The 19,612-nt window shown below is 64.6% G+C and carries 17 protein-coding genes; 4 read left to right on the top strand and 13 right to left on the bottom strand.

The features are described from left to right. Positions 1 to 25 precede the first annotated feature (25 nt). Both GA566_RS18055 and lpdA read left to right on the top strand, forming a co-directional pair. Positions 26 to 757 carry an SDR family NAD(P)-dependent oxidoreductase gene (locus GA566_RS18055; RefSeq protein WP_137926877.1) on the top strand — a complete coding sequence of 244 codons (732 nt, stop codon included), beginning with the start codon at positions 26 to 28 and terminating at the stop codon, positions 755 to 757. A gap of 103 nt (positions 758 to 860) precedes the next feature. Continuing rightward, positions 861 to 2,666, top strand: coding sequence for a dihydrolipoyl dehydrogenase (gene lpdA, locus GA566_RS18050; RefSeq protein WP_160473584.1), 1,806 nt, complete (start codon positions 861 to 863; stop codon positions 2,664 to 2,666). Positions 2,667 to 2,854: 188 nt separating this feature from the next. On the opposite strand, the gene GA566_RS18045 is transcribed toward lpdA, so the two are convergent. Then, positions 2,855 to 3,838 (bottom strand): GlxA family transcriptional regulator, encoded by a 984-nt coding sequence (locus GA566_RS18045; protein ID WP_160473583.1) that lies wholly within the window; start codon positions 3,836 to 3,838, stop codon positions 2,855 to 2,857. A gap of 108 nt (positions 3,839 to 3,946) precedes the next feature. On the opposite strand from GA566_RS18045, the gene GA566_RS18040 reads away from it, so the two are divergent. Beyond that, positions 3,947 to 4,588: an HD domain-containing protein gene (locus GA566_RS18040; protein ID WP_160473582.1), complete on the top strand. Its 642-nt coding sequence runs from the start codon at positions 3,947 to 3,949 to the stop codon at positions 4,586 to 4,588. A gap of 10 nt (positions 4,589 to 4,598) precedes the next feature. On the opposite strand, the gene GA566_RS18035 is transcribed toward GA566_RS18040, so the two are convergent. From GA566_RS18035 to GA566_RS17990, 10 genes are all read right to left on the bottom strand, one after another. Next, entirely contained in the window at positions 4,599 to 5,075 is a 477-nt protein-coding gene (locus GA566_RS18035; protein ID WP_202126826.1) for a response regulator, read from the bottom strand. 135 nt (positions 5,076 to 5,210) lie between these two features. Further along, positions 5,211 to 6,230, bottom strand: coding sequence for a D-2-hydroxyacid dehydrogenase (locus tag GA566_RS18030; protein ID WP_160473581.1), 1,020 nt, complete (start codon positions 6,228 to 6,230; stop codon positions 5,211 to 5,213). Positions 6,231 to 6,233: 3 nt separating this feature from the next. After that, on the bottom strand, positions 6,234 to 7,220 hold the full coding sequence (locus GA566_RS18025) for a tripartite tricarboxylate transporter substrate binding protein (RefSeq protein ID WP_137926882.1): 987 nt from the start codon (positions 7,218 to 7,220) through the stop codon (positions 6,234 to 6,236). A gap of 185 nt (positions 7,221 to 7,405) precedes the next feature. After that, entirely contained in the window at positions 7,406 to 8,194 is a 789-nt protein-coding gene (locus tag GA566_RS18020; protein ID WP_160473580.1) for a class II aldolase/adducin family protein, read from the bottom strand. Between the two features lie 49 nt (positions 8,195 to 8,243). Beyond that, positions 8,244 to 9,452 carry a tricarballylate utilization 4Fe-4S protein TcuB gene (gene tcuB, locus GA566_RS18015; protein ID WP_137926884.1) on the bottom strand — a complete coding sequence of 403 codons (1,209 nt, stop codon included), beginning with the start codon at positions 9,450 to 9,452 and terminating at the stop codon, positions 8,244 to 8,246. Continuing rightward, positions 9,439 to 10,854: an FAD-dependent tricarballylate dehydrogenase TcuA gene (gene tcuA / locus GA566_RS18010; protein ID WP_160474645.1), complete on the bottom strand. Its 1,416-nt coding sequence runs from the start codon at positions 10,852 to 10,854 to the stop codon at positions 9,439 to 9,441. The genes tcuB and tcuA overlap by 14 nt, the downstream gene beginning before the upstream one ends. Positions 10,855 to 11,069: 215 nt before the next feature. Then, positions 11,070 to 12,017: a LysR substrate-binding domain-containing protein gene (locus tag GA566_RS18005; RefSeq protein ID WP_137926885.1), complete on the bottom strand. Its 948-nt coding sequence runs from the start codon at positions 12,015 to 12,017 to the stop codon at positions 11,070 to 11,072. Between the two features lie 124 nt (positions 12,018 to 12,141). Next, entirely contained in the window at positions 12,142 to 12,855 is a 714-nt protein-coding gene (locus GA566_RS18000; RefSeq protein ID WP_160473579.1) for a 4-carboxy-4-hydroxy-2-oxoadipate aldolase/oxaloacetate decarboxylase, read from the bottom strand. Continuing rightward, a complete protein-coding gene (locus GA566_RS17995) occupies positions 12,852 to 13,583 on the bottom strand; it encodes a PIG-L deacetylase family protein (RefSeq protein ID WP_137926887.1) in 732 nt (243 codons plus the stop codon). Before GA566_RS17995 ends, GA566_RS18000 begins: the two co-directional genes overlap by 4 nt. Before the next feature lie 52 nt (positions 13,584 to 13,635). Further along, entirely contained in the window at positions 13,636 to 14,640 is a 1,005-nt protein-coding gene (locus GA566_RS17990) for a tripartite tricarboxylate transporter substrate binding protein (RefSeq protein ID WP_160473578.1), read from the bottom strand. A gap of 105 nt (positions 14,641 to 14,745) precedes the next feature. Here GA566_RS17990 and GA566_RS17985 point away from each other — a divergent pair, with 105 nt between their 5' ends. Further along, on the top strand, positions 14,746 to 15,633 hold the full coding sequence (locus GA566_RS17985) for a LysR substrate-binding domain-containing protein (RefSeq protein WP_160473577.1): 888 nt from the start codon (positions 14,746 to 14,748) through the stop codon (positions 15,631 to 15,633). A gap of 165 nt (positions 15,634 to 15,798) precedes the next feature. Here the strand turns inward: GA566_RS17985 and mdtD are convergent, their stop codons facing one another. After that, entirely contained in the window at positions 15,799 to 17,205 is a 1,407-nt protein-coding gene (gene mdtD, locus GA566_RS17980; protein WP_160473576.1) for a multidrug transporter subunit MdtD, read from the bottom strand. 133 nt (positions 17,206 to 17,338) lie between these two features. Next, positions 17,339 to 19,453 (bottom strand): TonB-dependent receptor, encoded by a 2,115-nt coding sequence (locus tag GA566_RS17975; protein ID WP_160473575.1) that lies wholly within the window; start codon positions 19,451 to 19,453, stop codon positions 17,339 to 17,341. Between the last annotated feature and the right edge of the window lie 159 nt (positions 19,454 to 19,612).

The raw sequence follows: 19,612 nt of genomic DNA, 5'->3' as shown, positions 1-19,612 counted from the left end.
GTCAACCTAGATACGAGATCCCATCATGAGCACGCAAACCACCTCCTCCTCCAACGAAACCAAGGTCGCCATCGTCACGGGCGCCTCGCAAGGCATCGGTGCCGAGCTGGTCAAGGCCTATCGCCAACGCGGCTACCGCGTGGTGGCCACGGCCCGCAGCATCAAGCCGTCCGATGACGCCGATATCCTTGCCGTGGCAGGCGATATCGCCGATGCGGACACGGCCCGCCGCGTGGTGTCCACCGCCATCGAGAAATTCGGCCGCGTGGATGCGCTGGTGAACAACGCCGGCATCTTCATTGCCAAGCCGTTCACGCAATACACCGCCGAAGACTTCGCCACCAAGACCGGCGTGAACCTGGCTGGCTTCTTCCACATCACGCAGCTCGCCATCGCACAAATGGAAAAGCAGGGCCGCGGCCACGTGGTGAGCATCACCACGAGCCTGGTGGACCACGCCATCGACGGTGTGCCTTCGGTGCTGGCCTCGCTGACCAAGGGCGGCATCAACGCCGCTACCAAGTCGCTGGCTGTGGAATATGCCAAGCGCGGTATTCGCGTGAACGCCGTGTCGCCTGGCATCATCAAGTCGCCGATGCACGCCCCTGAAACCCACGCTGCGCTGGGCGCGCTCCACCCGATGGGCCATATGGGCGAAATGAGCGACATCGTGGACGCCGTGCTCTTCCTGGAATCGGCACCGTTCGTGACCGGCGAGATCCTGCACGTCGACGGTGGTCAGAGCGCCGGCCACTAAGACGCATCACACATCAAGGGTAAACCCTTAGTCATCCTTCAGGTAGCCGTGAGCGCACTCTCCTAGACTGGAAGCTTTCGCCACGGCTACCTAAGGAACCCTAATGGCCACGATCGAAGTGAAGGTGCCCCAGCTCTCCGAATCGGTTTCGGAAGCTACGCTGCTGCAGTGGAAGAAGAAGCCCGGCGAGGCCGTGGCCATCGACGAGATCCTCGTGGAACTCGAAACGGACAAGGTCACGCTCGAAGTGCCTTGCCCCGCAGCCGGTGTACTGGCGCAGATCGTTCAGCCAGATGGGGCGACGGTGCAGGCCGAACAGGTCATCGCCGTGGTGGACACCGAAGCCAAGGCCACGGCGGCGGCGCCTGCACCTTCCTCGCCTTCTGCTTCTCCAGTCCCTTCACCAGCCCCCTCCCCTGCACCCTCCTCAACACCTGCACCGGTCGCAGCTTCAGGCGGCGGCGCTCCCGCATCGGCCACAGCCGACTACGATGTGATCGTGATCGGCTCTGGCCCCGGCGGGTACATCGCGGCCATCCGCGCGGCGCAGCTCGGCAAGACCGTGGCTTGCATCGAAGAGTGGAAAGACCCCAGCGGCAAGCCTCGCCTCGGCGGCACATGCCTCAACGTGGGCTGCATCCCGAGCAAGGCGCTGCTCGCATCGTCCGAACATTTCGAGCAGGCGCAGCACGATCTTGCGGATCACGGCGTCAACGTCAAGGGTGTCTCCCTGGATCTCGCCAAGATGATCGGCCGCAAGGCGGCTATCGTCGACAAGTTCACGGGCGGCGTGGAGTTCCTGTTCCGCAAGAACAAGGTCACCTGGATCAAGGGACACGGCAAGTTCAAGGGCCGCGCGGCGGACGGCGTGGTCACCGTGGAAGCCATCGAGGGCAAGGACGCCAAGTCCTATACCGCACGCAACGTCATCATCGCCACGGGCTCCAAGGCGCGACACCTGCCTAACGTGCCCGTGGACAACAAGATCGTTTCCGATAACGAGGGCGCACTGTCCTTCGATTCGGTGCCGAAGACGCTGGCCGTGATCGGCGCTGGTGTGATCGGACTCGAACTCGGGTCCGTCTGGCGACGGCTGGGCGCGGAGGTGACGCTGCTCGAAGCGCTGCCGACGTTCCTGGGCACGGTGGACGAAGCCATCGCCAAGGAAGCCGCCAAGCAGTTCAACAAGCAGGGGCTGGCGATTCACCTCGGCGTGAACATCGGCGAGATCAAGACCTCGGCCAAGGGCGTGAGCATCGCCTACAAGGACCGCGATGGCGCGGACCAGAAACTCGACGCCGACCGTCTGATCGTCTCCATCGGCCGCGTGCCGAATACCGACAACCTCGGTCTCGATGCCGTGGGCTTGTCAGCGGACGCACGTGGCTTCATCCCGGTGGACGACCAGTGCCGCACGTCGGTGCCCGGCATCTACGCGCTTGGCGATGTGGTGCGCGGACCGATGCTTGCCCATAAGGCCGAGGACGAAGGCGTGATGGTGGCCGAAGTCATCGACGGCCAGAAGCCGCACATCGACTACAACTGCATTCCGTGGGTCATCTACACCGCACCGGAAATCGCCTGGGTCGGCAAGACCGAAGCCCAACTCAAGGCCGAAGGCCGTGCCTACAAGACCGGCCAGTTCCCGATGACCGCCAACGGCCGCGCGCTCGGCCTGGGCCGCCCCGAAGGCTTCATCAAGATGATCGCCGATGCCAACACCGACGAACTGCTGGGCGTACACATCATCTCGGTCAACGCCTCGGACCTGATCGCCGAAGGCGTGGTCGCCATGGAATTCAAGGCAGCATCGGAAGACATCGGCATGATCAGCCACCCGCATCCGTCACTGTCGGAGGTCATGCGCGAGGCCGCGCTTGCGGTGCAGAAGCGGGCGTTGAATATGTAGTTCTATCGACCGCTTCTTGGTTGACTCCCCTCTCCCGCGTGGCGGGAGAGGGGCTGGGGGAGAGGGCTGGCGGTGCAATCTGCGATGTGGTCGGCAAGCAGAACCTCCTGCCCTCTCCCCCACCCCTCTCCCACTGGCATGGGAGAGGGGAGCGCATAGCGAAGGGCGTTGGAATACTCCGAAACGCCCTACCCCAACACCCCCACAAATCGCTTCCGATAGTCCGCCGGCGTTACCCCCACCACGCGCAAAAATGCCCGCCTGAACGTATCGATGTTCGTGAAGCCGCAGGCTGCCGCTGCCTGCTTCGGCGCGATGATGCCTTCCTCCAGCAATTGCCGCGCGGCGGCTACGCGGGCGCCCTCCACCCAACTCGCGGGTGTGACACCGACCTCTTCCTGGAACAGACGAGACAGATGCCGTGGACTGACGCCGAGGCGTGCAGCCAGGCTGGGGACATCGTGCGGTTCGGCGGGATGGGCGGCGACCCAGCGCTGGAGTTCCTGCAGTGCCGAACGATTGGCAGCGGGTGTTTCGCGGCGACTGAACTGCATCTGGCCACCGGGCCGTCGAAAGAACATCACCAGTTGGCTGGCGACGCGCATGGCGATATCCCGGCCCAGGTCTTCCTCCACGAGCGACAACGCCAGATCCATGCCGGCCGTGACCCCTGCCGCGGTACGCAGCTTGCCATCGCGCACGTGGATGGCATCGGCATCGACAGTGACATGCGGGAACCTTGCGGCCAGCGCGTCGGCGTCGGCCCAGTGCGTGGTGATGCGGCGTCCATCGAGCAGACCGGCCTCGGCCAGCAGGAACGCCCCGCTGCACACCGAACCATAACGCCGCGTCGTCGGCGCCACACGGCGCAGCCAGTCGAGCAATGCCGGGGCCACCTCCGCGTCTGCGGCGTGGGGTGCGCCCGCCACAAGCAGTGTGTGGATGCGAGGCAGTTTGCGCGCCCTGGGATCGTCCTCGATGACGATGTCCGGCATCAGGCGCACCCCCGACGAGGCCCGCACCGGGCCGCGACCAAGCGCCACGAGATCGAGGTGATAGATCTCGGCCCCGGCCTGGCGGTTGGCCTCGGCAAACACATCGAGTGGCCCCGAGACGTCCAGCAACTGCACACCCTCGATGGCGAGCAGGCCAATGTTTCGCGAAGCCGGCATGGCAGCGTCCTGTTAACGTCAGTTTGTCCTATATCGTCGTATTACGACGATTGAAGCCATCCTACCGCGCTCCTACACTCGCTTCAACCCCAAGCGAAGGAGTCCACCATGCGCTTCACCACCGGCGACATCGCCATCCCCGACAGCCAACTGGCTCGCGAGATCACCGAACTCGTGCGCGATACCGAATCACCGCTGTTGTTCCATCACTCCAGCCGCGTCTATTACTGGGCAGCGTTGGCCGGTAAGCATCGCGCCCTGTGCTATGACCCCGAACTGCTCTACGCAGGCGCCATGTTTCATGACATGGGGCTGACCCATGCACATGGCAGCGCCGACAAGCGATTCGAAGTAGATGGTGCCAACGCCGCCGCGGACTTTTTGCGCAGCCGGGGCATCGGCGAACGCGAAGTGGAAAAGGTATGGACGGCCATCGCGCTACACACCACGCCGGGCGTCCCAGAATTCATGGCACCTGAAATTGCGCTAGTCACGGCGGGTGTGGAGATGGACGTGCTTGGCATCCGCTACGACACGTTCGCCGATGCGGATCGCGAAGCCGTGGTGCATGCGCATCCACGCACCGAACACTTCAAGGAGGACATCATCCAGGCGTTCTACGATGGCATCCGTCACAAGCCCGATACCACGTTCGGCAATGTCAAGGCCGATGTCATTGCCGACAAGGAACCGCACTTTCATCGTGGCAACTTCTGCAGCGTGATCCGCTGTTCGGCCTGGAAAGGGTGAAGCCGTCGACTCAATCGGTATGAGGGAGACAGGCACGCAGGACACCGGCCAGCATCTCGGCGCTAGCCGGCTTTTCCAGCACCAGATCGATACCAGCGGCCCGGCACGCCCGTTCTATGGCCGGACTCACAGTGGCCGAGATGGCGACGATCGGTAGATGCGGTACTTTGTTACTTTGTTCCCGGCTCCGGACGGATCGGGCCAGCGTGAGGCCATCCATGCCGGGCAGGTCGATGTCGGTCAGCAGCATGGCAACATCCTGCGCCTGCAGCGCGGCCCAGGCCGCATGTCCGTGCTCGCACGACACGACCTCGCACGGCATGGCCGCGCGCAGTTGCTCCGCCAGCGCCATCAGGCAAAACGGATGATCGTCGGCCAGCACGATGCGCGGCAGCTTGTTGACGCGCACGGCAGACGATGCCGTACGCGTGGTGGTGGCCGGCGGCGTAGCGAACGTGGGCTGGACGAACAATGCAAGGCTGGGCATGGCGCGGACCGGACGCATTCCGGATAGAAACAGTGATGGTTGCGATCCCTGTATTGTGCGCGCCACGCTCTCTCGCAGGTTGCGGAAATTTCCGCAAATCACGGTGGAAAGTTCTCAATTTCTCATTTTTTCGACTTACCCCGTGACCCGGTTCATCAGAACATCGCCGCGTGTCCAGCGCCGGAGATTGTCGAGGAACATTTCCACCACGCGCGCGGCGTTGCCATCGGAGAATCCCGCGCTGTGCGGCGTGGCGATGACGTTGGGAAGCATCCAGAGTGGCGACGTGGCCGGCAGCGGTTCATGCGCAAAGACATCCAGATAGGCGCCGCCGAGATGACCATTGCCCAATACCTCGATCAGCGCCGTTTCGTCCACGATCTCGCCACGTGCCACGTTGACCAGTCGCGCACCCGCTGGCAGGCGCTGTAGCGCCGCGCCATCGATCAGCCCACGCGTGCGGTCGGTCAGCGGGCAGGCCAGGATCAGCCAGTCTGTCTGCGGGAGGATCGCGTCGAGGACATCGAACGTGGCCGTGGCGAACCCCTCGCCGGCCGGCGTGGCACGCTGCCTGATCACGGTAACGGACAGGCCCAGCACGCGCAGTACCGCGCCAATCTGCTGGCCGATCGGACCCCACCCCAGGATCGTCGCTCGCTGGCCCTGCAGATCGCGCGGCATGCCGCTACCGATCAGCGGCGCCCATCGTTGCGCACGCTGGGCATCCATCAGTTGCGGAAAATGCCGGGCCAGCGCGAGCACACCCGCCAGCGCGGTTTGCGCCACGACTCCCGCGTTAGATCCCGACGACGTGGTCACGTCCACGCCACGTTCCCGCAGTTGCAGGAAGATCGCGCGATCCGCGCCGGCCGAGTGCGTATGCACCCAGCGCAACGACGGCGCCTCGCGCATCGCGTTGTAGAACCGTTCCGTGGCCGGCAGGACCTCATGCTTGGTCGACAGTCCCGTGACGTCGCGGGAGACGAAGGCGACATCGGCATCGACGGAACGCGGATCGTCGATGTCTGGTGCGGACACCGGCTCCCACGCATGACCAGCCATGGCGTTGTCGATGGCATCACGATGGGCATCGAGCGCTGCCATCGACAACAGGATGCGCAGCGGTGCCGCGCCGGATTCGGACCTCGTCGCCATCGATCAATCCACCGTGGCGCCGGACGCCTTCACCACGGCCTTCCACTTGACGAACTCTGCCCGCGTGAAGTCCCCGAACTGTTTTGGCGTGCCGCCCACGGGATCGGCCCCCTCGCGGATCATCTGCGCCTGCAGGGACGGCAGGATCTCGTTGACCGTCTTGTTCAACCTCGCCACCACCTCGGGCGACGTACCCTTCGGTGCGAAGAAGCCAAACCACGATCCGGCCTCGAACCCCGGAAAGCCCTTCTCCGCGATGGTGGGCAGATCTGGCAGCGAGCGTGACCGCTTGGCGCTGGTCACTGCCAATGCCCGCAGCTTGCCGGCCTGGATATGGGACATGACCGAAGGAATCGTCGCAAACATGAACTGCACCCGGCCGGAGAGCAGGTCGTTAAGCGCATCGGCGCCCTTGTAGGGGATATGCGTGGCCTGCGTGCCCATACGCTCGGTCAGCATGAATCCCGACAGATGCGATGACGTGCCCACGCCGGTAGAGCTGTAGTTGAGCTTGCCGGGATTCGCCTTGGCATAGGCCGCGAATTCTTCGAACGTCTTTACCGGCAGCGACGGATGGACCACCAGCACATTCGGCACATCGGCGATCTGCACCACAGGGACGAGATCGGTCAGCGGGTCGTAGTTGAGCTTCTTGTAAAGCGTCTGGTTGATCGAGATCGGTCCCACCGAGTTCACAAGCAGCGTGTATCCGTCAGCCGGCGCACGCACCACGTACTCGGTGCCGATATTGCCGCCTGCACCGGGCCGGTTGTCCACCACGAACGACTGCTTCAATCGTTGTGCCATCTGCTGGCTGACGCTGCGGGCGAGCATGTCTGTTGTGCCGCCGGCGGTGAAGGCCACTACTACGCGAACGGGCTTGACGGGATAGTCGTCGGCCATGGCAGGCGTGGCCACTGTCACGCCCAGGGCCAGCGCGCAGGCCGTGAGCAATCGGGAATGCAGCGTTGGGGGGACGATTCGATGCATGGTTGTCTCCGTAGAATTTTTTGTTTTGTATTGTTTTGCTCCCCTCTCCCACGCAGTGGGAGAGGGGTTGGGGGAGAGGGCAACGAGGTTCTGCTTGCCGACCTGTCTCAATTTGCACTGCTGGCCCTCTCCCCCGCCTCTCTCCCGCTTGCGGGAGAGGGGAGAAACCGGGAGAAAACCGAGGCTCAATCCCGATATCCCGGGTCCATCCGGTCCAGCTTGCGCAGCAGAGCTGGCCACTCCATCACGCCATAAGGCCGACGCGTGCCGGGCTGGTAGTTGTTCCACGTTTCCTGCAGCACATCGGCGGGCACTTCCTGGAAAGGCGTGTTGCACGACATCGCCGCTACCTGCGAGCGGCAGGCCAGTTCGAGCCGGTGCATCCAGTTGAATGCCTCGCCCACGGTGTTGCCCACGGTCAGCGCGCCGTGGTTGCGCAGGATCAGTGCCTCGCCCCGGCCCAGGTCTTCGATCAGCGATGCCTGCTCGGCGGTGTCGAGCACCACGCCCTGGTAGTCGTGGTAGCCGATCTTCAGGAAGCGCATGGACGTCTGCGTGATTGGCAGCAGTCCGCATGCGAGCGAGGACACCGCCATCGACGCCCAGCTATGGGTGTGGATCACGCAGGCCACTTCGGGGCGCGCATGGTGGACGGCGCTGTGGATTACGTAGCCCGCCTTGTTGATGCCGTAGTTCAGCTCACCGAAGTCAGGCTTCGACAGAATCTTGCCGTCATGGTCCACCTTGATCAGGCATGAGGCGGTGATCTCCTCGTACATCATTCCGTAGGGATTGATCAGGAAGGCATCGTCCTCGTCCGGTACGCGCACGGAGATGTGGTTCGCCATCATGTCGGCCATGCCGTAGAGCTCGACCAGCCGGTAGCAGGCGGCCAGGTCCACGCGCGCCTGCCACTCCGCCTCGCTGCACTGGTCGCGCATCGACGGAATGTTCAGCACACCGGGTTTCGTCATGGGGTGTCTCCTGGATGGGGTTCGATTGGGTATGTTGTTTGCCCGAGATTCAATCCGAGCCGAGGGCAAGGTCAGCCGGCCGGCGTTTCTCGATATGGAACTTGAGCAGCGCAGCACTGCGGAAAATGCCGTGCGCGAACTTGCCATAGGGCAGCGTGGCGAACAGTGCCATCACGATGCCCAGGTGTATGGCCAGCAGCGCGGCCATGGCGCCGGTATCGCGGAAGGCAAGCAGAGCCAGTCCGCTCGCGCTGGTCAGCAACAGCAGCGCGATAAAGCCACGGTCCATCGGCTTCTGCGCAGCGTCCATCGTCTTAGGGTCCCGACGCAGGTTCAGCCAGAGCAGCCCGGCCGGCCCGATCAGCAGACCGATACCGCCTGCAATGCCCAGCAGCACCGGCACGCTCGTGACTGGATATGGCGCGTGGAGATCCAGCAGGTAGTGATACAGCGTAGCCACCGTGGTAGCGGCAAAGCACAGCATGAAGCCGTAGAACGTGAAATGGTGGAAGCGGCGACGCAACAGCGTGAACGCATCGTCATCGTTGTTGCAGCCCTTGCCATGACCGCCATCCAGATACTTGAGCCGCAGCGCATCGTGTGCTGCACCACCGGCCGCCGCACCGTGCGATTCCCCGTCGCGCGTGCCCGGCGTGACCTGCCGCCAGAACCGCGTCACGCCGATACCCAGCGCGAGCATCGCGAACAGGAATACCGCACCGAACATCGCGGCCAGCAGGTTGTGCGGAAAGATCGCGTAGAAGTTGCCGGCCAGCGGCGCGTGCCACAGCGAGCCGCGCATGGCCAGCACCATCAGCAGGAACAGCACCAGACCACCGGCCAGCGCCAATGCCACGGTCATACCGGCGCGACGATAGAGTCCGCCGAGCACCGCCGGGAACGCGAAATCTCCGTAGGTCTGTACGCGCACCTTCGCCATGGCCTGCGGAATGTTGACCGCGAATTCGTGCGGCGGCGCGTACTGGCAGGCGTGATAGCACGCGCCGCAGTTGTGGCAGAGATTGGCAAGGTAGTGGATATCGGCTTTCGGGAACTCCAGCCGGCGCGTCATCGCCGGGAACACGGCGCAGAATCCTTCGCAATAGCGGCATGCGTTGCAGATCTGCAGCGTGCGTGCCACTTCCTCTTCGTCCGCAGTCAGCGGCAGCAGGCCATGGAGTCCACTGGCGCCAATGGTGTCGATGTCGCCGTTGGCCAGCGCCGCCGCCTCGCGCGTCAACGCTTCAAGATGTTGCATAGTCCTTTTCCTGTGATGCCACACCCGTTGCAGCGCGTGCTGCCTCGGTGCCCGCGATCCGGCCGAATGCGGTGCCGATGGCCATGCCCACACCGGCCGTGTAGCCCTTGCCGAGCACGTTGCCGGCCATCATCTCGCCGGCAACGAACAGGTTGTCGCTAGGCTGACCGCCAAAATGCACGGCCGCCTGGTCGTTGACCTTCAAACCCAGGTACGTGAACGTGATGCCGGGCCGCAGGGCATAGCCATAGAACGGCGCGGTATCGAGCGGACGCGCCCAGTGCGTCTTGGCCGGGGTCACGCCCTCGGTGTGGCAATCGTCCAGCACGGTGTGATCGAAATTTCCCACGCGGCAGGCGGCGTTGTATTCGCCGATCGTGCGCATGAAAGTGGCCTCGTCCAGCCCGAGCTTGCGGGCGAGTTCGGGCAGCGTGTCGGCCTTGACACCGGGGAACACCGGCGGCATGAAGCGGCCCACGGCCTTGGCGTCGATGATCGAATAGCCGATCTGCTGCGGCTGCTGCGCCACGAGGCGGCCCCAGATGGCGTAACGCTTGGGCCAGAAATCTTCGCCTTCATCGTAGAAGCGCTCGGCATTGGCGTTCAGCACCACGCCCAGCGACACACAATCGATCCGCGTGCAGATGCCGCCGTCATAGAGCGGAGCGCGCGCGTCGATGGCCACGCAGTGCGATTGCGACGGATCGCCGATGGCGTCGGCGCCCGCCTCGATCATGTGCTTGAGCAGCACGCCCATGTTGAAACGCGTACCACGGATCAGGAAGTTGTCGGCCGGCCATTCGCCACGCTCGTTCTGACCCCAGGCTTCGCGCAGCCATTCACGATTCGATTCGAAGCCACCCGCCGCCAGCACGCAGGCACGCGCCGCAATGCGCTCGTTGCCGATATACGCCGCGACGAAGCGACCTCCGTCCAGTTCGATGCGATCGACCGGCGCGTTGTAGCGGATGCTCACGCCCAAACGCTCCGCGCTGCGGTAATACGCGTTGACCAGCGCCTTGCCACCACCCATGAAGAACGCATTGGTGCGCGCCACATGCAGCGCGCCCGATAGCGGCGGCTGGAAATTCACGCCATGGCTGCGCATCCAGTCGCGGCAGGTCGATGACGCCCGAATCGCCAGGCGCGCCAGCTTTTCATCCGTCAGGCCGCCCGTGACCTTGAGCAGGTCCTGCCAGTATTCCTCTTCGGGATAGGCATCGATCAGCACGTCCTGCGGCGCGTCGTGCATGCAGCGCAGGTTACGGGTATGCGAGGAATTGCCGCCACGCCATTCGCGCGGCGCGGATTCGAGCAGCATCACGCTGGCGCCCGCTTCACGGGCCATCAGCGCCGCGCACAGCGCAGCATTGCCGCCGCCGATCACCAGTACATCGATCATCGGCGAACTCATGCGCAAGCACCCTGCCGGCAGGTCTTTTTGAGGAGTGGGAACACGATGTTTCATGCCTTCGTGGGTCTGTGCAGCGACTGTATCCGCGCGACGGATCGCTGCTAAGCCCTTGTCTGGCATGGGGGCATCACGATTTGTGATGGCTGACGGGAGACCGGCAAGTGCTGCCGGGGCCCACTACGCGCCCGAGTAATTCCTGCCTTTCAGGCAACCCCCTCCACCAACCTCGCTCCCCGCCACTCTCCTGATCGCACCAGTCCGCGCGCGATGTCGCCCAGCACTACGCGCAGGGCCAGGGCGGCTGGCGAGAGTTCGTCGTCGGATAGGCTGCAGAGCAGGTTGCGGCGCATGACGGCCGGGTCGTCTATCTGGGCGAGGTGGAAGCGCGTGGCCGCGTCGGGATAGCGGCCCACGGCGGCCCAGGGTTGCAGCGTGGCGCCGAAACCCATGTCGACGGCGTCCATGAGCATGGCCAGGGAATCGACTTCCTGCGTCACGTGCGGCGCCACCTTGGCGCGGGCGAAGGCGGCATCCAGAGTGCTACGCAAGCCGTGTACACCCGTGGGCATGATCAGCGGCACCTCGGCGAGGTCCGCCATCTGGCACAGCGTTGGCGGATCGGCCTTGCCTTGTGGCAGTGCCTGGCGTGACTGGATCAGGAACAGGGTTTCCTCCAGCAGCGGGATGACGGTCCAGCGGCGCGCGGCGTGGGTATCGAACAGCACGGCCAGGTCGAGCTGGCGCGCGTTGAGCATGGCGGTGAGATGGCCGGAAAGGCTTTCGACGACATGCAGCCGTACATCAGGATAGCGTTCGCGCATGGCGCGGATCAGCGGCACGCCGATCACCGATGCCGTGGTCGGAGCCAGCCCCACGCTGACGGTTCCGGAGAGCCGGGCCTGATGCGCGGCGCGGCGCGCCTGTTCGGCGTGGCGCAGCGTGAGTTGGGCTTCGTGGAAAAAGGCGAGGCCCGCCTCGGTGGGCGTTACGCCCTGCGGCGTGCGCCGCAGCAGCCGCGTGGCAAGCTCGCCTTCGAGACGGCTGATCTGCTGGCTGACCGCGGACTGCACCATGTCGAGTTCAAGCGCGGCGCGGCTCATGCTGCCGAGTTCCACGACACGCACGAAGTATTGAAGCTGGCGCAGTTCCATCTGTCTCCCCAGGGCTTGGCCGATCCGCCCGGCAACACGGTTACGCAGGCGTTCGGCTTGTCGTTCTGGGGCGTCTTATACCAGATGCAGCGCGGCGAATGGTGCTTCTCGCGCTTTGGTTGCGTCAGGCTTCGTCGGCCCCGCTGTACCAGTCCACGGCCTGATCGGAGTAGACCAACCCCTTGGCGGCAAGTCCCGGGCGCATGTTGTACATGTCGAGTCCGAGTACGCCCGATGCAAGGGTCTCGCGTTTGGCGCCTTCGAGTGCCTCGCGCTCCGACGCCTTGCGCGCCACCTCGCCGGCCTGCGGACGAGCCACCACTACCACGCCATCGTCATCGGCCACGATCACATCGCCGGGCCGCACCTGGGCGCCAGCACAGATCACGGGCACGTTGACCGCGCCCACGGTTTCCTTGACCGCGCCCTGTGCCGAGATCGCGCGCGACCAGACCGGGAAGCCCATCGCGTTGAGCGTGGCAACGTCCCTGCAACCAGAATCAAGGATCAGACCACGTGCGCCGCGTGCCTTCAGCGATGTGGCCAGCAGATCGCCGAACACGCCATCGGTGCAGTCGCTGGTCAGCGCCACCACCAGCACGTCGCCGGGCTGGATCATCTCCACGGCCACGTGAATCATCCAGTTGTCGCCGGGATGCATCAGCGCCGTCACGGCACTGCCCGCGATGGCCGAGCCCGACTGGATCGGACGCAGATAGGGTTTCATCAGCCCCGTGCGGCGCTGGGCTTCATGCACCGTGGCCACGCCGAGCTTGCCAAGCGTCTCGATATCGCGCCCATCGGCGCGCAGGATGTTGCGATAGGCAACCGTTCTCATGCCAACACCTCCGATACTTGCGGAAAGACGCGTGCGTAACCTTCCCCATGCTGGATCTTGCGATCCGAGTTGCGCGTGGCCTGCGCGCCGCGCTGCAACGCCACGCGGGTGTAGTACTCCCACAGGTGTTCCTGCGCAGCCATCGTCGTGAACGCGCGCTGCTTCTTCTCCCACACCGAGGAGATATCCAGCAGCACATCGGGCTTCCAGTTGCACTGCTCGGGCTGATGCGGCTCGAACAGGAACACAGGCGGCGCGCCGATCACGGGCACCTCGGGCTTGTAGCCATGCGCCTGCGCAATGACGCGGGCTTCCTGCGCGACGTGCGTCGCCAGCGGATGGTCGAAGTTGTAGATGTCTTCGCGCGAATGGCTCAACACCAGTTCCGGGCGAATCTCGCGGTAGATATCGGCCAGCCGCAGCAAGGCTTCGTCGGGCACGCGCAGCGGGTAATCGCCAAGGTCGAAGCATTCCAGCGTGCCGCCGAGAATGTCTGCCGCCTTCTGCGCTTCTTCGAGACGCGCCGCCTTGACGCGCTCGATTGTCATGCCGGGCTGGCGCCACATCTTGGCCGATTCACCGCGCTCGCCGAACGAGAGGCACGCGATGCGCACGTGGTAGCCGCGCTCCGCGTACAGCGCGATGGCACCGCCCGCACGCCAGACGAAATCAGCCGCGTGGGCGCTGACGACGAGGATCGAAGGCCGGGGAGAGATTTGCTCGGACATTGGGGACTTCCAGTTTCAATCGTTGATGCTTGAATGCGGGTCAATCAGGGGCTCAATCAGCGGTGATCCCGGCCTTCTTGATGACGTGTTGCCACGTAGCCGTCTCGGTCTTCACGAACTGGCCGAACTGCTCGGGCGTGCCGGACACGATGGTCACGCCAAGCTGGTTCAACTGCTTGCGCACCTCGGGGTCAGCCAGCGCCGTATTGGCCGCCGCATTCAGTTGCTTGATGATGGGCGCGGGCGTCTTGGCCGGTGCGACGAGGCCCCACCAGACCGAGGCCGTGAAGTTGGGCAACCCTTCCTCCTTAGAGGTCGGCACGTTCGGCAGCAATGCAGAACGGTTGGCGCTCGCCACCGCCAGTGGGCGCAGCGTGCCAGCCTTGATATGCGCCACCACTTCCAGCGGATTGATCGGCATGAACGTGATGCGCTCGCCGATCAGGTCGGTGATGGCCGGCGCGCCGCCCTTGTACGGCACGTGCAACACATCGATATCGGCGGCGTCCTTGAGCAGTTCGCCGGCAAGGTGCCCGGAACTGCCATTGCCCGCCGACGCATAGTTGAGCTTGCCCGGCTGCGCCTTGGCCTGCGCCACGAGTCCCTTCAACGAGGTGATGCTCGACTTGGCTGGCACCACAACCACCAGCGAGGCTTCGCCCACGCGCGCCACCGGCGTGAAATCCGTGGCCGGGTTGAAACTGAGCTTGGGGAACAGCGCGGCGTTCGTGGCCAAGCTGTTCGACGCCATCATGATCGTGTAGCCATCTGCCTGCGCCTTGGCCACGTAGTCGAGGCCGATATTGGTGCTGGCGCCCGGCTTGTTATCGACGACGATGGGCTGCTTGAGCACGACGCTCATGTGCTGGCCCACGGCGCGCGCCACGATGTCCACGGCGCCGCCGGCGGCATACGGCACGACCAGGCGGATCGGCTTGTCAGGATAGGCGTCGGCGTGCGCCACGGCACTCCCCAAAGCCAGCGCCGCCGCCAGCGAAACCAGCATGGGGCGGCTCCCGCCCATTGGAAAACGAATACGAGCGAGCCCGCGCAGCATGGTTGTCTCCTGTGAGTCTTGGTTTAGAACGTGCTCGCATTCTGAGTTCGGGTCGTGATACTGTCCAATACGTTTTCAGATGGCTGGTTATTCCGAATCCCTATCATGGACTTTCGCCAACTCCGTTATTTCGTGGCTGTGGCCGAGGCGCTGAGCTTCAGCGAGGCAGCCCGGCGCCTCCACATCAGCCAGCCGCCACTGAGCGTGCAGATCAAGGCACTTGAGGATGAATTGGGGAGTCCGCTGCTGGAGCGCTCCCGCCACCACGTGGCGCTTACCCCGGCTGGCGAACTGTTCCTGGAGAAGGCCCGCGCCGCGCTTGCCAATCTCGACGAGGCGCGCGAGGTGGTGAAGCAGGTGGCATCCGGCGAGGCTGGCGAGATTCGTGTGGGCTTTACCGCATCGGTGCCGATGCAGGACATGTTCCCGCGCGCCGTCCATGCGTTCCGCGAGGCGCATCGCCATGCACGGCTCGAACTCGTGCATCTGTCCACGGGGCAGCAACTGCAGCAACTGGAACACGGCGAGATCGATATCGCGTTCCTGCGACCTTCCCCTCAATTCCGTCCGCCCGCGAGCATCACCGTGCGCGAGGTGTTGGTGGACCGTCTCGTGGCCGTTCTGCCCGTTGCGCATCCGCTGGCCGCGCAGGATGCCGATATCGATATCAGTGCGCTATCGGCTGAACGTTTCTTGCTGTTCCCGCGCGGACTCGGCTGTGGACTGTTCGATCACGTGACGACGCTGTGCAACCGCGCAGGTTTCGCAGCCAACGTTGCACAGGAAGCGAGGGAGGCCACCACGATCATCGGTCTGGTGGCGAGCGGTGCGGGGGTATCGGTGTTGCCGGAGATTTACTCACGCACCGGGATTCCGGGCGTGGCGTATCGGCCGATCGCGGGGCCGGATGCGGCCAGCCATATCTTGATGGCGCATCGGACGGGGGTGCTGTCGCCGATCATGGGGAGGTTTGTGGGGTATTTCGGGAACTGACTCACTGATGGTCTGCTCCCCTCTCCCACAACGTGGGAGAGGGGCGGGGGAGAGGGCCGGAGGTTCTGCTTGCCGACTGATCGCAATATGCACCGCTGGCCCTCTCCCCCTACCCCTCTCCCGCCATGCGGGAGAGGGGAGCAAACCAAGAGAGAACGAGGTAAATCAAACCTCTTCCGACGGCTGTGCCTTCGCTGGCACCGCCACCTCCGCGTCCAGCTGCATAAAAATCCACGCCGACGCCGACGTAATCAGCCCCACGCACAGGAACGTTGCATGGAAGGCGGGCAACACATCGAAGTGATGCGAGCCGATGCCCGCCTGGAACGTCGCGAGCAGCGCCCCGGCTGAGGTCACCGCCAGGCTCATTGCCAGCATCTGCACCATCGAGAGCATGCTGTTGCCGCTGCTGGCCGTCACGCCGCTCAGGTCCTTGAGCGTGACCGTGTTCATGGCCGTGAACTGGATCGAATTCACCGCACCGAAGATCGCCAGTTGCAGCAGCGTGAGCGGCAGTGGCAACGTGGGCGAGATCAGCGCGAACGATGCCATCACCAGTCCGACGACGAACGTGTTGACCACCAGCACGCGCCGGTAGCCGTAGCGTTCGATCAGTTGCGTCGCCAGGCTCTTCGACGCCATGCCGGCCACCGTCACCGGCACCATCATCAGGCCGGCATTGAGCGGCGAATATCCCAGGCTGATCTGCAGCGTCAACGGAATCAGGAACGGCATGGCGCCATTGCCGATCCGCGCGAACAGGTTGCCCATCAGCCCTACGCTAAAGGCATGGATACCGAACAACTGGAGCGGAAACAGCGGCATGGTGCTGCGGCGCGCGTGGAACACGTAGGCGGTGAGCGCCGCCATGCTCGCGATCAGCAGCATCAGCACCGTGGCGTGCTGGAAGCCCATGCCCGCCAATCCGTCGAGCGAAAAAGACAGCGTCACCATCGCGATGGCCAGGAACGCGTAGCCGGCCACATCGAATCGCCCGATGCCGGGCAGCCGCGCGTTGGGCATGTAGCGGATGGTGGCCAGCGCGCCGATGATGCCCACGGGCACGTTGATCAGGAAGATCCAGTGCCACGAAAACGTCTGCGTGATCCAGCCACCGAGTGTCGGGCCGATCAGCGGACCGATCATGCCCGGAATGGCCACGAAACTCAGCGCCTGCAGATACTGCTCGCGCGGAAATGTACGCAGCACCGACAAGCGCCCCACCGGCAGCAGCATCGCCCCGCCCGCGCCCTGCACCACGCGCGCGGCGGTCAGGAACGGCAAGGTGGGCGCCCAGGCGCACAACAGCGATCCCAGCACGAACAGACCGATGGCAATCTGGAAGATCGTGCGCGTGCCGAATTTATCGGCCAGCCAGCCCGACGCCGGAATGATCACCGCCATCGTCAGCGAATACGCGATGATCACCGACTGCATGCGCAGCGGGCTCTCGCCCAGACTGCGCGCCATCGACGGCAACGCGGTGTTGACGATGGTGGAGTCCAGCGTCTGCATGAAGAACCCCACCGCCACCACCCACAGCATGATGCGCAGCTTGGGATCGTGAGGCATGGAAGCAGAATCGACGGGGGGTGTGACGGACGGCATGACGGCTGAGGGCGGGGGCTGCCGGCGTGATGCCGGCCAGAACCGCCACCTTAGGCGCTCGGCACGGCGCTGGCAAGGGGGGGCACGATGACCGCTGCTACATCGATGCCCGCAATCCCACGAAGAATCGCCGCCCCGGCGCGGGTTCGTAGTAGCGCCCGTTGGCCTCGTTGACGATGACCGAGCCGATGTAGTGCCGGTCCGCCACGTTGTCGATGCGCCCGAAAACGTAAAGCTGCGTGGCCCCAACCTTGAACGTGTAGCCGGTCTTCAGGTTGACGATGAAATAGCCCGGCGCGGCCTGCGTGTTGAGATCGTCCGCGTAGACCTTGCTGTCCGCCTTGGCTTCCACGCCCACCATCCATTGTCCCCACGGCCGGTAGGCCACCTCGGCGCCAAAGCTATGCCGTGCCGTGCCCGGCAACCGGTTGCCCGCCGCCACGGTCGCGCCCTGCGCGTTGACGAACGATTCGCCGAAGTACGCCGACAAATAGGTATAGCCGAGCCCTGCGGTCAGCCGCTGTGCCGCGCCAAACGCGCCGCGCCAGCCGAGTTCCAGTCCGCGCCGGCGCACGCCGTCCACGTTCTGGTAGACCGTGCGGCCGTTGTCGTTGGATTGCGGCACCACCTCCGAATGACTATCTGCATCGAACAGCGCCACGTCCACCCGCTGGCCGCCCGACTGCCACTTCATGCCGATCTCGCCCTGCCGGCTGGTGGATGCCTGCAACCCCAGGTTCGCGCCCGTGCCGCCCGGGCCATAGGCCACCTCCGTCAGCGTCGGCGTCTCGAAGCCACGCCCGAGATTGGCGTAGACATTCAGTGTTTCATGCGCATGCCAGACGGCGCCGAGCACCGGACTGACGTTGTGGTACGTGGACGTGCCGCTGTCGTCAGGGCTGGCTGCCGTGATGTAGTGATCGTCGATCCGCAGCCGCACCATGCTGGCACGCACGCCGCCAACGATTTCCCACGCTGGATGCACGGTCCAGTTGAACTGGGCGAAAGCACCATAGTCTGCCGCTTCATCAGTCTCGTCACGACGCAGCGCGCCCTGCTGGCCGTTGTTGTTGACGTAGCCATGGCGGGCATCGCGCATGCCATTTGCCTCGATACCGGCCGTCCATTGCAGCGGCAAACCGTTGGCCGTGGTCTTGCGCGTCCACGACAGCGCGCCGCCGCCATAGGTGCGATCAAGATCGACGATGCCACCCGCCGACGTCGGCGCCGCACCGCTGAACCCGAGCCGCTGGGTCAGTTGCCGCCCACCGCCATAGAGCCGGAAGTTCAGGTTGTCCTGCTCCGTCAGTCGATGCTCGACCACCACACCGGCCTGCGTCTGCTCCACGTCCTTGCCAGTATTGAACTGCGTGGCGGCGGCAATCGACTGGCGCGGATTGGCTTCGGCCTGCGCGCGGGTGAGCCCGAGTGGGTCTTCGGCCAGCGGCTGGCTGAAGTAATTGAACTGGCCGGTGATCTTCGTGGATGTGGTCGGCTGCGCCACGATCTTGGCGTTGAGTTGATAACGGCGCGCCGCGCTGTGATCGCGATAGCCATCGGTCTGGTAGGTCCACGCATCGAGCGTGGCACCGAGCTTCTCATTGCCGCCGCCCAGCGTCACACCGGCCTGCCACTGTCCATCGGAACCAAACCCGGTGGAGGCGCGCCCGGTGAAGCCGGACTTCGGCGGATCGGGCGTAAAGACCTGCACCACGCCGCCCGACGCATTGCCATACATCTGCGCGAACGGTCCGCGCAGGATTTCCACACGGCTGGCATTGGCGAGGTCGAACGTGGACGCCTGCCCTTGCCCGTCCGGCATCGTGGCCGGGATGCCATCGACAAACAGCCGCACCCCGCGCACGCCGAAGGTAGAGCGGCTGCCAAACCCGCGCACGGCAATCTGCAGATCCTGCGAATAGTTCTGGCGGTCGCGCACGGCAATGCCGGGGCTGGTCAGCGTCAGTTCGGACAGGCTGACCAGTGGCGACGTGGCCGTGAAGGGATTGACCGGAATACTGTCGATGGCGGCGGGCGCATCGAAGCGGCGCTGCTCGGCGCGGTTGGCGCTGACCACCACATCGGGCAGCGTGGTCTCGTCGGCCCCGGCTGGCAACGACAGCGTGGACAGGACGATGGCGGGCGGCAGGAGCCAGCCCTTCAGCGCAAACGAGACAGACAACGAAAGCGGGGACCTGCCGGTAGCGTGCATGGGGCGCGTTCCGCAAAGTGGAAACCCGAGGGAATGCTTTCTTGCGCGCCAGGCTCTCGACAGGACTGTGACCCCCGGCGCGTGGCGCATAGTCTACCGGCACTTGCCCCGCCTGCGCCGTCGGGCAAACGCTGACATGCGACATGCGCACGACGTCTG

The organism is Cupriavidus sp. SW-Y-13, assembly GCF_009793345.1.
Classification (GTDB): Bacteria; Pseudomonadota; Gammaproteobacteria; order Burkholderiales; family Burkholderiaceae; genus Cupriavidus.
Note: the sequence above shows the minus strand (reverse complement) of the source record. Positions and strands in the feature narration are given on the sequence as shown.